The following is a 14,160-nucleotide window of genomic DNA, read 5'->3' on the forward strand; positions in this document are numbered from 1 at the left end:
GCCGACCAAAGGGGGTCGATTGGCATGATGGCGACAATTCTGACGCTGATCATCCTGGGCATGGTGTTCCAGGGTGCGATGGTGGTCGTAGACAGCGTCCTTGACACGATCAAAGTGAACGACACGCTGAAGTCGATTCCGATTGTCGGAGGCAATCTGAACCTGATCTGGGCGTACTTGTTCGTGCTGATTTCTCAGATCAACGGCGCGAACGATGTGCTCAATCTGGGATTCGGAACGAACATGGAACTGCTGTCGCTCGGCCGCTTCGGCATGGACGTAGCGACAGCCATCGTTCTCGTTGCCTTCATCCCGGTTCGAGACGCTGCAATCAGCGCCTTGAAGAAGGGCATCGGCGGTCGGGGCGACTGATCAATCCGGCAGCACGATGACGCCCTGGTCGCGCAGCGCGTCAATCTCGTCGTCGCCGTAGCCCAGCTCGCTGAGGATCTCGACCGCGTGCTCGCCCAGCAGCGGGGCGTGGCGCCGCAACCGCGTCGGCGTCGCTGAGTAGATCACCGGATCGGCTACATAGCGGTACGCCCCTTCGGTGGGGTGCTCCGAGATGCTCACGAGGCCCACTGCGGCGAGCTGAGGATCTGCGTCGAGGTCTGCCAAGTCCATGACCCTCGCGGCCGGGATCGAGTGGGTGTCGCAGTAGGCGATCCACTCGTCGGTGGTGCGACGCACCGAGAGCTCCCCGAACAGTGCGTACAGCTCGTCGATGTGCGCGATCCGCGAGTTGTGGTCGGCGAAGCGCGGATCGTCGGCCAGCTCAGGTCGTTCGACGAACGCGAAGAAGGCTCGGTACTGCGTATCGTTGTAGGGCAGCAGGCACACCCAGCCGTCGGAGGTGGGATAGGGCCGCCGGTGCGGCGTGAGCAGCCGGTCATAGCCGAATGGTCCCTCGGGCGGCTCGAAGACGGCGCCGCGGTAGTGCTCCACCAGGTTGAAGGCCACCATCGTCTCGAACATGGGCACCTCGATGGCCTGTGCTGCGCCGGTCCGTTCCCGATGGAACAAGGCCGCGAGCACAGCCTCCACCACATGCAGCCCGCTGACCTTGTCGGCGATCACCGAGGGGACGAAGCCGGGCTCGCCTGCGATGCGACCGATCAGGTCCGACAGGCCGGATGCGGCTTGGATGGCGTCGTCGTACGCCGCTTTATCGCGGTACGGGCCCCCGCTGCCGTAGCCGTTCGCACGGCAGCAGATGAGCTGCGGATGCTGTGCTCGCAGGGACTCGGCGTCGAGGCCGAGACGTTCGAGTGCTGCGGCCCGCATGTTGGTGATCAGCACGTCGGAGCTCGCAAGCAGCCGCTGCATGGCTGCACGCCCGGCATCCGATTTGAGGTCCAGCGCCAGCGAGCGCTTGTTGCGCTGGATGTTGAGGCTGAAGCCTGACATGCCAGCGGACCGGGCAGGCAGACCGTTGCGGGTTGAGTCTCCGTCCAGCGATTCCACCCTGATCACATCGGCGCCGTGATCTCCCAGCATTCGGCAGGCCATGGGCCCCATGAGCACGGTGGTGAGATCGACTACGCGTATTCCATCGAGGGCTCCGGCCGATTCGTGGCTGGCCGCGGCGGCGATGCCTGCAGTGTCTGGCATGGGAGCCTCCGCTTACTCAGTCGATCCGGCTGCAGCGGCTTGACGCTCCTCGCGCTCGGCGGCCTTGATGCCGTGGCTCATGACGATGGTGGGCGCGAGCAGCATCGAGCCCACCACGAGCGCCACGGCGATCAGCGTGCTGAGCAGCGGCGTGTAGCCCCAGCGGATGCCGACGGCCCCGCAGATGAGCGAAGCGGCATAGAGGCCGTATCCGGTCCGTTGCCCCAGGCTGGTGATCCGCTTCAGCCGGGCTCGCCGAGCGAGAACATCGTCCACGGTCCCATTATCTCGGCACGCTGCGGCGTTCAGGCTCCGAAGAGCTGGGGATCGTGGCTCCCTGTCGGCTCGTCGCCCGAGACGCGGTCGTATTCCCCCGCCTGATTGCCGATGGGCTCCTCGGCCTGCGGCTCATGAGGCCACGGAGCGGGGGCCGGCCACGGTGCCGGTTCGACCCTCGAGGCCCAGGCCGGCTCGCTGGGTATGGGCACCGGGCTGGGTTCGGACGGGGCAGCGACGGGTGCGGGCGCTGCGGGAGTTGCCGCTGCGGTTGAGCCGATCAGTGGGGGATGCTCCAGCGTCGTGCGCTGTCCTGCGGGCCTCAGCACGACCGAAACCTCGTCGTAGTCGTCGAAGTCGCTGTGCGACACCGCCGCCAGTCGTTGCAGCTCCCGGGCACCCGGCCACATCAGCCGGAATCCGACATTCGCCAAGCCGGCGGCAGTCACCAGGTCGCCGAGCGTGATGACATCTCTCAGCGGCGCGAGCGGGATCGCACCGCCCAGCCAAGCAGCGATCGTTGCGTCGTCCGACCACCGGCGTGCCGCACCCAGCAGCACCCGGTCGATCCCGTCGTAGTCGATGATGCCCGCGGCCACGACGGCACCTTCGCTCACCGGCACGTAGCCGTTCACCAGGAGCACACCGAGATTCGCGGCCATGCCGATTGCGGCGATGGTTGCGCCGGCGATGTGCCGGTTGAGCAGGCACCCCGCGAGCAGCAGCGCCAGCGAGATGCCGAGGGCGAACCGGCCGGCGAGCATGTTGGTGTCCAGCCCGACGGCGAGCGACAGGACAGCTCCGAGCACCAACACCGGCCAGTGGTTGATTCGCACCCCTCGGATCCCGCTGAGAATTCCGGAGGGTGTGCCGCCGGTGACCAGAGCGACAGCAAAGCCGACGCCGAGTCCGATGAGGGCCAGGAGCGTGATGAAGGACACCGCGTTCTGAAGATACCGAGTAGCGCGCGAGCGTTCGGGGATGCGGCAGCAGGCGGCCATCCAATCTCCGCAGCGCGCTGGTGGATCGTCGAATGCGCACAGCAGGGGCGGCACGGCTGCCGCTCGGTTAGCTTTGCGCCGGCCCTTCGCCCCGGGCCCGTCGAGGAGAGACAACGTGCTGGACGTTCGAGCTGAGTTGACTGCGACCGTGTGGAAGGTGGTCGCCGAGGTGGGCACCGCCGTAGCTGCCGGCGACGATTTGCTCATCCTCGAGTCCATGAAGATGGAGATCCCGGTCACTGCACCCGAGAGCGGCACGCTCGCGGAGATGCATGTGGCCGAAGGCGACTCCGTCGCCGAAGGCGATGTGCTTGCGGTGGTCGCCACGTCCTGACCTCCGGCGCGGCCGTAGCCTTGACGTTCCGTGGGCGCTGCCGTTGCCTTTGAGGGCGTCGTTGCCCTGCTGGACCGCTTTCCCGCATTGGCGGGTGTGGATCTCAGCGTGCAAGCCGGCGAGATGGTGTGCCTGAGAGGACCCAACGGAGCAGGCAAGAGCACGTTGCTGCGGGCCTGTGCGGGGTTCGTGCCCGTGCGGGGCGAGCGCGCCGAGGTGCTCGGCTTTGACCTGAAAGCGCAGCGTCGCTCGGTCCGGCCTCACGTGGGATTGCTGGGGCATCGGTCACCCCTGTACGGCGATCTGCGGATCGACGACCAGTTGCGCCACTGCGCTGACGTGCACCGCGCCGGAGTACCTGAAGTCTCAGCCGCGATCGAGCGCTTTGCACTCGGCGGCCGTCTCGGCGAGGTTGCCATTCGACGGCTCTCGGAAGGCCAGCAACGGCGGGTGGCGCTGGCGTGCCTGACCATCGCGCGGCCGCGGCTGTGGCTGCTGGATGAGCCCCATGCCGGGCTTGACACCGTGAGCCGGGACGCGCTCGACGAGCTGCTGGCCGATGCCGTGGAGGCAGGCGCCACCGTGATGTTCGCAACGCACGAGACGGGCCGCTCCCGCGTTGCGGCCGCTCGCCAAGTGATGCTGGCCGGCGGCCGCGTCGAGCCGTCTGCACCCATGTCACAGACCAATGGCCCGACCGATGTGGCGTGAGATCTGGCTTGTCTGCCGCAAGGACATGATCATCGAGTGGCGGGCTCGCGTCACCCTCGTCCAGATCGTCCCGACCGTGCTGCTGGTGCTGGTCGTCTTCGCATTCGCTCTTGACGCAAACCCGTCGCTGCTGGGTGCGGGAGCGGGCGGCCTGTTCTGGGTGGCTGTGCTCTTCGGGACAGTGCTCGGGGCGAAGCGCAGCTTCGACATCGAAGCCGAAGGCGGGAACCTCGATGCTCTACGTCTCGGAGGGCTCGTGCCTGCGGCCATCCTCTGGGGCAAGGCGGCGGCGCTGGCCCTGCAGCTCGTGCTCGTCGGCGTTTTCGCCGCGGCGGGCCTGCTGGTGCTCTACTCAGTGACCGTCCACGACTGGTTCTTGATCGTGGTTGCAGGACTGTGCGGTATGGCTGCGTTCGCCATCTGCGGGACGCTGTACGGGGCGATGACGGTAGGTCTGCGGTCCGCAGATACCCTGCTCCCGCTGCTGCTGATCCCGGTGGCAGCACCGGTGCTCTTGGCCGGAACCCGGGCGTTCGACGTGGCGCTCGGGACCAGCGCCGACCAAGGCTGGAGCTGGACAGCACTGCTCGCAGTGGTGCTCGTCACTTATGTCGCAGTGGGCTGGGCCGCAGCCGGCCCGCTGCTGGAGGACGCCTGAGTCGCCCGATGATCGAGACACCTGAGCCCGACCTTCGCGAGCAGGCGCAGCGAGCCGGTTCCCTGTCGATGACCGGCAGCGTCGCCACCCGGCTGCTCGGCGTGGTCGCGATCGCCGCTGTGGGTGTGATGGCGCTGCTGGCGCTGTGGATCTCGCCCGCCGATGCGGTCCAAGGCGATGCGGTGCGCCTCATGTACGTCCACGTGCCTTCCATCTGGGTCGCCTATGGAGGTTTCGTGCTCACCGCATTCGCCAGTGCCAGGGTGCTGTGGCGCACTCGCAGCGGCGCCGGCGGCACCTACGGCGTCATCGCTGATCGGCAGGCCCGGCGGTGGGACCGCGTCGCCGGTGCGGCGGCCGAGCTCGGTGTGCTGTTCACGGCTCTCACGCTGGTAACCGGTTCGCTCTGGGGAAAGGTGACCTGGGGCACCTACTGGCAGTGGGACGCCAGGCTCACCACGACCGTGCTGCTGTTCGTGACCTATTTGGGGTACTTGGCGCTGCGCCGGCTCCCGGCCGAGTCGCGTGCGCGGGCCCGCAGGTCGGCGGTGATGGCGCTCATCGCGGTCGTCAACCTGCCCATCGTCCACTACTCGGTGGACTGGTGGCGCACGCTGCATCAAGAGGCCAGCCTGAACCTCGAACCGGGGGGCGACCGCAACATCACCGGTGAGATGTACTGGACGCTGCTGTATTCGTGGGCCACTTTCACTGTGGTGGCGCTGTGGATCGGCATTCACCGCTACCGGGTGCTGCGCCTCGAGGAACTTGCCGAAGAGGCATCGCTGGAAGAACTCCTCGCCCAGCGTCGTGACGAGCAGGCGGCGGGCCGATGACGCACGCGGCAAACGTGTTCTCGGGCTACGTGCTGGCAGCCGTCGCGACGGCCGCCTATGTCGTGTGGGTGATTCACCGTGGACGCACGCTCGGTCGGCACCTGGGGATCGGCGCGCGAGGCCCCGTTTCCGACGTCGCCGACGAGTCCCGTCCCCGTGACTGACCTCAGCCCCCGGCACCCACTGGAGGCGTCAGGTGACCGCGCGGCGGTGCGCCGGCAGATGGGTCGTCGCCGCAAGGCCGTGATCGGCGCCTTCGTGCTGTTGCTGCTCATCGCTGGCGGGGCGGCGACAATCGCCGGCCTGCGCAACGCCACACTGTTCTTCCGCAATGCCGACGAGGCGATCGCGGAGCGGGTCGAGCTGGGCGATCGGCGCTTTCGCCTGCAGGGACGGGTGGTACCCGCGTCGGTGGCCGTCGACGGCGGTGTGACCACGTTCGAAGTGATTCACAACTGCGCCTCGGTCGCGGTGCGCCACTCGGTCGATCCTCCGGACCTGTTCGAGTCGCCGTGGATACCGGTGGTGCTGGAAGGGCGCTGGGTGCCCGGAGAGGTCGCGACGGTCGCTGGGCGCGATACGCACTTCTTCTCAAGCGACAACATGCTCGTGAAGCACACCAACGAGTACGCAGCAGCCAACGCGGATCGCATCGGTGATCCCGACGAGCCGCCCGAGGGCTTCCTCGACGACTGCCCATTCGAGGTGCCCCGGCTGTGATCGCCGTGCTGGGCACGCTCGGCGTGGCCGTCGGCCTCGTCAGCGCGCTCGGCGGTGCCGCAACGCTGGTTGCAGCCAGAGCGCTCGGCGAGCCCGAGCGGTGCCGCCAGGCGCTGGCATGGATCGCGGCCATGGCCGGCGGCTGCGTGCTGGCTGTGGGAGCGATGGAGTTCGCCCTGCTCAGCGACGACTTCTCGCTCGCGTACGTGGCGCGCAACTCCACCATCGCCACACCGCTCATCTACAAGATCGCCACGCTCTGGGGCGCGCTCGAAGGATCCATCCTGCTGTGGGCGCTGGTGCTGTGCGGCTATGTGGGCGCCGCGGCATGGCGCTTCCGTGCCCGGACATCGGAACCAACGGTTGCCTGGGCGCTTGCGGTGATGCTGGGTGTGTGCATCTTCTTCTTCGCACTCCTTGCCGGTCCGGCGAACCCGTTCGGCACGCTCGCCGATCCGCCAGCGGACGGCGGCGGCTTGAATCCGCTGCTGCGCAACCACCCGCTGATGGCGATTCACCCCGTCATGCTGTACCTGGGGTACGTCGGGTTCACCGTGCCGTTCGGGTTCGCGGTCGCTGCGCTCATCACCGGCCAGTTCGACAGCCGCTGGCTGGCCGATACCCGCCGCTGGACGCTGATGGCCTGGGGAAGCCTGGGCGCAGGGATCATGCTGGGCGCCTGGTGGTCCTACGAGGTCTTGGGCTGGGGCGGCTACTGGGCATGGGATCCCGTCGAGAACGCCTCGCTGCTGCCGTGGCTGACCGCCACCGCATTCGTGCATTCGCTCATCACCCAGCAACGACGCCAGATGCTGCGGGTGTGGAATCTCTCGCTGCTCATCGTGACGTTCGCGTTGACGATCTTCGGCACGTTCCTCACGCGCTCGGGCGTGCTCGAGTCGGTGCACGAGTTCAGCGAGTCATCGCTGGGACCGATCTTGCTGGCGTTCTTCGCGGTGATCGTGGTGAGCGGCGTGGTGCTGGTGGCCTGGCGCGGCGAGGCGCTGCGAAAGCCGGCCAGCCTGGGTTCGATCTGGTCCCGGGAAGGGTCGTTCCTCGGCAACAACCTGCTCTTCGCCGTCGCAGCATTCGTGGTGATGCTCGGCACGGTGTTCCCGCTCTTGGCCGAGGCGGTCGCGTCCGAGCGTCTGGCGGTGGGGCGGCCCTATTTCGACCGGATGCTCGCACCGGTCGGCATTGCGTTGCTCGGCCTCATGGCGCTGTCGCCGGCGCTCAATTGGCGCGACACCCCGGCTGAGCTTCGCTCGAAGCGGCTCGTGTGGCCTGCCGCGGCAGGGGCGCTGACCATGGTGCTGTCGGTGTGGGCCGGAGCACATGGACTGTGGCAGGTGCTGGCGCTGGGCTTGGGCGGTTTCGTCATCGGCAGCGCTGCGCGGCTGCTGTGGCTGGGCGTGCGGCGCAATGGCTGGCGCGGACTGCTGGGACGCACCGGCGGCGGCATGATCGCCCATATCGGGGTCGCCGTGATCGCCTTCGGGTTCATCGCGTCGAGCGCATACGGATCCGAAGGCGAGTTCACGCTGTCGCCGGGGGAGTCCGGCGTGGTCGCGGGCCACCAGGTCACCTACTTGGGGCTCACCGATGAAATAGAGAACGGCAACCGGGTCGTGCGGGTGCGAGTGGACGTCGAAGATCGGGGCATCTTCGAGCCGGCGGTGACACGTTTCGCCGAATTCGGCCAGCCGATCTCGACGCCGTCAGTGGCCACGAGCCTGATCGACGATGTGTATCTGTCGCTGGCCACCATCCCCGAAGAAGGAGACAGTGACGTAGCGCTGCGTGTGCTCATCAAACCGCTCGTGGCATGGATGTGGCTGGGCGGTGCCGTGCTCGTGCTGGGCATTGCCGCCGCCCTGGTGCCGACCCGCATCGGCGCACGCGACCGCGTCCCGCGCCGCAGTGGAGTATCCGCATGAGCAGCAACCCGGCCGCGCTCCGTGGCCGTTCGTGGGTGCGGGTTGCGGCAGTGCTCGTGGGTCTGGTGGCCGCCGGACTGATCGCGCTGCTGGCGACTCGGGACTCCGACGGCGGCGGCATCCGTGCCGCGAGCCCGCTCATCGGCGAGTTGGTCCCGCCATTGCGTGGCGAGCTCATCTGGCCGCCCGATTCGTTCCTCGACGCCGGTGGCGCACAAGCCCTGCCGGGGGCGCGGATCGGTCCCGATGATGTAGCGCGCTTCGACATCGACGCGGTTGGCCCGCTGTCATCAAATCCGCGGTGGGTGCTCGTCAATTTCTTCGCGTCGTGGTGTGTGCCCTGTGAGCGTGAACATCCCGCGCTCGCGACGTGGGCGGCTCGTCATTCCCGCGACGGTGTCCTCGTGGCTGTGCCATTCGGCGATCGGACGTCCGACGCGATTGCGTTCTACGAACGTCTCGGCGGCGACTGGTCGGTCGTCGACGATCCCGATTCCCGCTGGGCGGTCGAGTTCGGCGTACTGCGGCCGCCCGAATCGTTCCTGATCACACCCGACGGCATCGTGGCAGCTCGGTGGCAGGGACAGATCAGCGCAGACGATCCTGACGAGGTGATCGCGTTGCTGCTGGGCACCGCTGGCAGCGACGCCGAGGCGCAGCCCGACTCATGAGCCGACCATGAGCGTCTCGGAGGCGACCCAGCCTGCTGATCCGACTCCGCCGACTCCGTCGATCCGCGGTGGTGCTGGGATGCGGCGCATCGGCTGGCTTGCCGTGGCCGCTGTGGCCATCATCGCCGCGGTCCTGGCCGCGACATCGTCCCGGCCGCCAGCGACAGAGGCCGAGCGTGCGTATGAGCTGAAGGAAGCGACGCTCTGCCCGGTCTGCGACGGCCAGAGCGTCCTCGAGTCGAATGCACCAGCGGCGGCAGCCATGCGCCGGCAGATCGATGCGTGGGTGGATGCCGGCCGCAGCGATGCCGAAGTCAGGGCCGACCTTGCTGCCGCCTACGGCGACGACGTGAATGCGCTGCCGCCGGGGGAGGGGGTGGGCACGCTGGTGTGGGCGTTGCCAGTGGCCGCCTTCGCCGCGGCCGCAGCAGGGCTGTGGGCTGCGACCCGTCGCTGGAAGGCTCGGGCCGGCGCAGCCGATGAGACCACGGATGACGCCGGCGCAGACGCAGCCGCCGATTTGGATCCCGCGGACATCCGAGTGCGCCGAGGCGGCTGGCGCAGCGCGACTGTCGTCACGGTCAGCGGACTGGTGCTCGTGGGCGCGGTGGCTGGAGTACTGGTGGCTCGCTCGGCAGGGCTACGCCTGTCGGGCGAGACCCTGACGGGCGACATCGACCGCTCGGCCCGCTCGTTGCTCGTCGATGCACAGCGCCAGTTCGCTGCGAACCAGCTCGATGAATCCCGCGCCACGCTGGGGGAGATCTTCCGGCTCGACCCTGATCTGCGCGGCGCGCTCGTACTGTCAGCCCGCCTGCACCTGCGTCACTGCGAATCCGCGTCATCGCAGGACCCGTCCGGCGCAGGCGAAGCAACCGATGCTCCCGCGGCCGGCTGCGATCTGCAGTCGGCCCTCGTGGATCTGGACCGAGTCCTAGCTGACGACCCCAGCGACACCGAGGCACTGGCGTTGCGCGGCTGGCTGCTGGTGCGCATCCCCGACCGCGAGCTCATCGTCGCCGGAATAGCGTCGCTCGACGCCGCCGTCGCGCTCGACCCCAGCGAGTTCGATCCGTGGGTCTTCCGCGGCTACACCGCCCGCTTCATCGAGCGCGACCTCGAAGCTGCCATCGGCTACTACGGCGCAGCGCTGCAACGCAACCCGCCTCCCGCAATGGCCGCCGCCCTCGAAGCCGCAATCGCCGAGATGCAAGCCGAACTCGAATAGCCGACCGCAGAACGCCCGCGGGGCGCTGGGCGGAGCCAGTTCGATGCGCTGCGGGCGGCGATGGTTGCGGCAGTAGCGTGCTTGGCGAACGGCAGGTGCGGCTGCAACGCCGGTGCAGGCACCACGCGGCAAGCGATCGCAACCGGTCAGGGGCACCCAGTGAAGGGCAAGCGTCGAGGGTCAGCCGCCAACGGCGGACCAGCCAGCGTCACTGATCAGCAGCTGGCCGCTGCCGTGGCTGACGTGATCGATCCAGAGTTGCGCCGGCCCATCGGCCAGATGGGCATGCTGCGAGCCGCTGCAGTCGCCGGGCGCGCTGCACAGGTGCTAGTGGCCTTGCCGTCGAACGACTGGCCGGCCGCGGGCCACGTTTCGCACGCCGTGAGCGAGGCGGGACGCGCCCTCGACGGCATCGACGATGTCGTCGTGGAATTCACGGTGATGGACGAGGCCGAGCAGTCGACGTTGCGGGCCCAGCTCATCGGCGACCCGGCAGCCACCGCGGGCACCCAGGCCGGCCATGGACACGCCGAGGGCCGTGAAGTGCCATTCGCCCAAGCTGGCAACAAGACACGCGTGCTGCTGGTGGCCAGCGGCAAGGGCGGCGTCGGCAAATCCAGCGTGACCGTCAACCTTGCGATAGCGCTGGCCCAGCGCGGCACCCGCACCGCCGTCATCGACGCCGATGTGTGGGGCTTCTCCATTCCCCGGATGCTCGGCGTTGCTCGCCCTCCCACCGTGATCGACCAGATGGTCGTGCCCACCGAAGCGCACGGTGTGCGCTGCATGTCGATGGGCTTCTTCGCCCGCGAAGACCAGCCGGTGATCTGGCGCGGCCCGATGCTGCACAAGGCGCTCGAGCAATTCCTCACCGATGTCTTCTGGGACGAACCAGACCATCTGCTCATCGATCTGCCGCCCGGCACCGGCGACATTTCGCTCTCGCTGGCACAGTTCCTGCCCCGCTCGGAGATGCTGGTGGTGACCACGCCGCAGCCAGCAGCGCAGAAGGTTGCCCAGCGCGCTGCCCAGATGGCAGGGCGTGTCAACCTGCAGGTGCGGGCCGTGATCGAGAACATGAGCTGGTTCACGGGCGACGACGGCAAGCGCTACGAACTCTTCGGCTCCGGAGGCGGCCAAGCACTCGCTGACGAGTTGGAGGTGCCGTTGCTGGGCCAGGTGCCCCTGGTGCCGCAGTTGCGCGCGGGCGGCGATGAGGGCATGCCGATCGCCGCGGCAGACCCCGACAGCGAGACGGCCGGTGTGTTTCAAGACATGGCGCGCTTGCTCTGCGAGGAGCATCTGCCGACCCGTCGCTACAACGAGGGGCTGAAGCTGCTGTGAGCATCACGACAGCACCGACGCCGATCGGCTCGCTCGACGAGCTCAGCTTCGACAACCGCTTCACTGCCGCGCTCCCCGCCGACCCCGACTTCGGCAACACCCGTCGGCAGGTGGTGGGCGCGTGCTACTCGAGGGTCGAGCCGACACCGGTGCCCGCACCGCACTTGCTGGCGCACAGCGCGGAGATGTTCGACCTGCTCGGCTTCGACGCCGAACTGGCGAGCGATCCGGAGTTCGCCGCGGTGTTCGGCGGCAGCACGCTGCTCGACGGCATGGATCCGCATGCCCACTGCTACGGCGGCCACCAGTTCGGCAACTGGGCCGGTCAGCTCGGCGACGGCCGTGCGATCGCGCTCGGCGAAGTGGTTGACCGCAACGGCCAGCACCAAACCCTGCAGCTCAAGGGCGCCGGCCCCACGCCGTATTCCCGCACCGCCGACGGCTTGGCTGTGCTGCGCAGCTCGGTGCGCGAGTTCCTGTGCAGCGAGGCCATGGCGCACCTCGGCGTGCCGACCACCCGGGCGCTCAGCCTGGTGGCGACGGGCGGCATGGTGATGCGCGACATGCTCTACGACGGCCATCCCGAGCTAGAGCCCGGGGCGGTGGTCTGCCGGGTGGCGCCGTCGTTCGTGCGGTTCGGGAACTTCGAGATCTTCGCTTCCCGCGGCGACATCGACACGCTGCGCACCCTGACTGACTTCGTCATCGACACCGACTTCCCTGACCTGATCGCCGGTGCTGCGTCGGGCAACCCGCCGGCGGAGCGATATGCGAAGTTCTTCGACGAGGTGGTGCGGCGCACGGCGGACATGGTGTGCGAGTGGCTGCGGGTCGGCTTCGTCCACGGGGTGATGAACACCGACAACATGTCGATCCTGGGCCTCACGATCGACTACGGCCCCTACGGCTGGCTCGACAACTACGACCCCGACTGGACCCCGAACACCACCGACGCCGCCCACCGGCGCTACCGCTTCGGCACGCAGCCGGCGGTCGCGCAGTGGAATCTCATGCAGCTCGCCAATGCGCTGTACCCGCTGGTGGGCGAAGCCGAGCCGCTGCAGGCAGCCCTCGACGGCTACGTGCCTTACTTCGAGGAGCAATGGTCGGTGATGATGGCCGCCAAGCTCGGACTGCCGGCGCTGGAAACCGAAGCCGACCGCGAGCTGGCGAACGGCGTGCTGGAAGTGCTCCGGCTGGTTGAGACAGACATGACGGTCTTCTGGCGCCGGCTTGCCACGGTGGACACCGCCGAAGGCATCGATCCTGCCGAGCGCATTGCCCCGCTGGCGGACGCGTACTACCAGCCCTCGGAGGTCGCCGACGAGCACCGCTCAGCCACGAGCGAGTTCGTCGAGCGCTATGCGGCGCGGCTGCGAGCACTCGGCATCGCGGACGCCGCGCGGGTCGAGGCGATGAACCGGACGAATCCCAAGTTCGTGCTGCGGAACTACCTGGCCCAACTGGCCATCGACGCCGCCGCCGCCGGCCGCCCCGAGGCCATCGGCGAGCTGCTCGAAGTGATGCGGCGCCCCTACGACGAGCAACCCGACCGCGAGTCCTACGCAGTTCTCCGCCCCGACTGGGCCCGCACCCGAGTCGGCTGCAGCCAGCTCTCCTGCAGCTCCTAGCGGGTCACTGCCAAGCAGACCCGACGCCCAGCGCAGCCGTCAGGCGATGGTGCGCAGGGGGATCTGCACCACGGCTTCGGAGCCCGGAGGGGGCGTCCTGCGCCGAACCTCGAAGGTGCCGCCGAGATCTGACCCGCACAGCGCTCGGACGATCGAGGTGCCAAGCCCGCCTGATCGCTGCGAGTCGTAGTCGGCCGGGATGCCCACACCGTCATCACGCACGACCATCGACAGCAGTGATGCTCTGGCGCATCGTCTCGGTGAGCGTCTCGGCCACATCGCAGAAGTCGACATCGTCGGTGGTCTCGGTCGACAGCGTCTGGTGCACCAGCGCGATGGCGCGGATGCGTCGCACTGCCTCGTCGAGCGCCCGGTTCGCCTCGCGCGACTCCAAGCGACGGGCCTGGATGCGCAGCAGCGACGAGACCGTCTGCAGGTTGTTGGTGACCCGGTGGTGAATCTCTCGGATGGTGGCGTCCTTCGAGATGAGCAGCCGGTCGCGGCGACGCAGCTCGGTCACGTCGCGCAGCATCACCAGGGCGTTGCGCACAGGGGTGTCGGTGAGCGGCAGCGCCTGCAGTTGCACCGTCACCGACTGGTGCTCGACCTCGCCCACCACAGGAATGCCGCCGCTGATGGCACGCCCCACCACGTCGGGTCCCAGGTCGAGATCTCGCACCCGGCGCCCCTGCACGTTGCCGCCGACGCCGATGCGGTGCAGTGCGCTGACGGCATTTGGCGACGCAAAGCCGATGCGCGTCGTCTCGTCGGTGAGGAACAGCCCGTCGCCCACCCGTGGGGCCTCCTCGTCGGCGACCTCGGCGCTGCGGTACGGGAACAGACCGGCCGCGACCATGCGGGCGAGGCGTCCGAATGTCGCGATATAGGTCCGTTCGAGCTCGCCGGGATCGCGGATGTCGGTGAAGCGCGGCGTTACTTCGCTGCTCATCACCGCGATCGTCACGCCGTCGAACGTCACCGGCACGGCGGTGATGCGCGCACGCCGGTCGCCTGGCACGCGCAGGCCCTCGCCGGTGACGATGACGCCGCGGGCGAAGGCCTCTGACACCAATGGCCGTTCACCGGCGGCAACGCACAGCCCGATGTGGTCGTCGCGGTACAGCGTGCGGCCGGTCGTCGGCCGGATCTGGCCGATCACGGTGAGCGGGGTCTCGGGACCGAGCCGGCGCCAGGGCCGGGGC

Annotated in this window: 17 protein-coding genes; 12 read left to right on the plus strand and 5 right to left on the minus strand. The window is 68.4% G+C overall.

From position 1 onward, the window contains the following. Positions 1-24 precede the first annotated feature (24 nt). Positions 25-372, plus strand: coding sequence for a hypothetical protein (locus tag VI480_RS05155; protein ID WP_323671750.1), 348 nt, complete (start codon positions 25-27; stop codon positions 370-372). Here VI480_RS05155 and VI480_RS05160 read toward each other — a convergent pair whose 3' ends face one another. The 3 genes from VI480_RS05160 to VI480_RS05170 are packed head-to-tail and all read right to left on the minus strand — an operon-like array spanning position 373 to position 2,828. Next, the gene (locus VI480_RS05160) at positions 373-1,611 is read right to left on the minus strand and encodes a CoA transferase (protein ID WP_323671751.1); all 1,239 of its coding nucleotides are present in this window, start codon (positions 1,609-1,611) and stop codon (positions 373-375) included. A 12-nt stretch (positions 1,612-1,623) separates the two neighbouring features. Then, complete coding sequence (locus VI480_RS05165; RefSeq protein WP_323671752.1) at positions 1,624-1,887, minus strand: hypothetical protein; 264 nt, start codon at positions 1,885-1,887, stop codon at positions 1,624-1,626. Positions 1,888-1,916: 29 nt separating this feature from the next. Next, positions 1,917-2,828 carry a DUF5317 family protein gene (locus VI480_RS05170; RefSeq protein ID WP_323671753.1) on the minus strand — a complete coding sequence of 304 codons (912 nt, stop codon included), beginning with the start codon at positions 2,826-2,828 and terminating at the stop codon, positions 1,917-1,919. A 175-nt stretch (positions 2,829-3,003) separates the two neighbouring features. Between VI480_RS05170 and VI480_RS05175 the strand changes: the two genes are divergently transcribed. The 11 genes from VI480_RS05175 to VI480_RS05225 all read left to right on the plus strand — a co-directional run bounded on the left by VI480_RS05175 (position 3,004) and on the right by VI480_RS05225 (position 12,958). After that, a complete protein-coding gene (locus tag VI480_RS05175) occupies positions 3,004-3,222 on the plus strand; it encodes a biotin/lipoyl-binding carrier protein (protein ID WP_323671754.1) in 219 nt (72 codons plus the stop codon). A gap of 30 nt (positions 3,223-3,252) precedes the next feature. Beyond that, entirely contained in the window at positions 3,253-3,933 is a 681-nt protein-coding gene (locus tag VI480_RS05180) for an ABC transporter ATP-binding protein (RefSeq protein ID WP_323671755.1), read from the plus strand. Further along, positions 3,923-4,591: a heme exporter protein CcmB gene (locus VI480_RS05185; protein ID WP_323671756.1), complete on the plus strand. Its 669-nt coding sequence runs from the start codon at positions 3,923-3,925 to the stop codon at positions 4,589-4,591. Before VI480_RS05180 ends, VI480_RS05185 begins: the two co-directional genes overlap by 11 nt. An 8-nt stretch (positions 4,592-4,599) precedes the next feature. Further along, positions 4,600-5,427 (plus strand): cytochrome c biogenesis protein CcsA, encoded by an 828-nt coding sequence (ccsA, locus tag VI480_RS05190; protein WP_323671757.1) that lies wholly within the window; start codon positions 4,600-4,602, stop codon positions 5,425-5,427. Next, positions 5,424-5,591 (plus strand): hypothetical protein, encoded by a 168-nt coding sequence (locus VI480_RS05195; RefSeq protein ID WP_323671758.1) that lies wholly within the window; start codon positions 5,424-5,426, stop codon positions 5,589-5,591. Before ccsA ends, VI480_RS05195 begins: the two co-directional genes overlap by 4 nt. Next, complete coding sequence (locus tag VI480_RS05200; protein WP_323671759.1) at positions 5,584-6,147, plus strand: cytochrome c maturation protein CcmE; 564 nt, start codon at positions 5,584-5,586, stop codon at positions 6,145-6,147. The genes VI480_RS05195 and VI480_RS05200 overlap by 8 nt, the downstream gene beginning before the upstream one ends. Next, positions 6,144-8,084, plus strand: coding sequence for a heme lyase CcmF/NrfE family subunit (locus tag VI480_RS05205; RefSeq protein WP_323671760.1), 1,941 nt, complete (start codon positions 6,144-6,146; stop codon positions 8,082-8,084). The genes VI480_RS05200 and VI480_RS05205 overlap by 4 nt, the downstream gene beginning before the upstream one ends. Continuing rightward, a complete protein-coding gene (locus VI480_RS05210) occupies positions 8,081-8,755 on the plus strand; it encodes a TlpA disulfide reductase family protein (RefSeq protein ID WP_323671761.1) in 675 nt (224 codons plus the stop codon). Before VI480_RS05205 ends, VI480_RS05210 begins: the two co-directional genes overlap by 4 nt. 7 nt (positions 8,756-8,762) lie before the next feature. After that, complete coding sequence (locus tag VI480_RS05215; protein ID WP_323671762.1) at positions 8,763-9,983, plus strand: cytochrome c-type biogenesis protein CcmH; 1,221 nt, start codon at positions 8,763-8,765, stop codon at positions 9,981-9,983. Between the two features lie 159 nt (positions 9,984-10,142). Continuing rightward, positions 10,143-11,327 carry a P-loop NTPase gene (locus VI480_RS05220; RefSeq protein ID WP_323671763.1) on the plus strand — a complete coding sequence of 395 codons (1,185 nt, stop codon included), beginning with the start codon at positions 10,143-10,145 and terminating at the stop codon, positions 11,325-11,327. Next, positions 11,324-12,958 carry a protein adenylyltransferase SelO gene (locus tag VI480_RS05225; protein WP_323671764.1) on the plus strand — a complete coding sequence of 545 codons (1,635 nt, stop codon included), beginning with the start codon at positions 11,324-11,326 and terminating at the stop codon, positions 12,956-12,958. Before VI480_RS05220 ends, VI480_RS05225 begins: the two co-directional genes overlap by 4 nt. A 39-nt stretch (positions 12,959-12,997) precedes the next feature. On the opposite strand, the gene VI480_RS05230 is transcribed toward VI480_RS05225, so the two are convergent. Beyond that, positions 12,998-13,180, minus strand: coding sequence for a hypothetical protein (locus VI480_RS05230; RefSeq protein ID WP_323671765.1), 183 nt, complete (start codon positions 13,178-13,180; stop codon positions 12,998-13,000). Then, on the minus strand, positions 13,173-14,160 hold a 988-nt coding region (locus VI480_RS05235), incomplete at its 5' end, for a histidine kinase N-terminal domain-containing protein (protein WP_323671766.1). The genes VI480_RS05235 and VI480_RS05230, both read right to left, overlap by 8 nt.

This window comes from Candidatus Poriferisodalis multihospitum, from assembly GCF_028283155.1.
Taxonomy (GTDB): Bacteria; Actinomycetota; Acidimicrobiia; order Acidimicrobiales; family Poriferisodalaceae; genus Poriferisodalis; species Poriferisodalis multihospitum.

Bases quoted from the DNA above. Each gene is read 5' to 3' on its own strand.
- VI480_RS05155 (WP_323671750.1), top strand. From the start codon at position 25: ATGATGGCGACAATTCTGACGCTGATCATCCTGGGCATGGTGTTCCAG.
- VI480_RS05160 (WP_323671751.1), bottom strand. From the start codon at position 1,611: ATGCCAGACACTGCAGGCATCGCCGCCGCGGCCAGCCACGAATCGGCC.
- VI480_RS05185 (WP_323671756.1), top strand. From the start codon at position 3,923: ATGTGGCGTGAGATCTGGCTTGTCTGCCGCAAGGACATGATCATCGAG.
- ccsA (WP_323671757.1), top strand. From the start codon at position 4,600: ATGATCGAGACACCTGAGCCCGACCTTCGCGAGCAGGCGCAGCGAGCC.
- VI480_RS05195 (WP_323671758.1), top strand. From the start codon at position 5,424: ATGACGCACGCGGCAAACGTGTTCTCGGGCTACGTGCTGGCAGCCGTC.
- VI480_RS05210 (WP_323671761.1), top strand. From the start codon at position 8,081: ATGAGCAGCAACCCGGCCGCGCTCCGTGGCCGTTCGTGGGTGCGGGTT.
- VI480_RS05215 (WP_323671762.1), top strand. From the start codon at position 8,763: ATGAGCGTCTCGGAGGCGACCCAGCCTGCTGATCCGACTCCGCCGACT.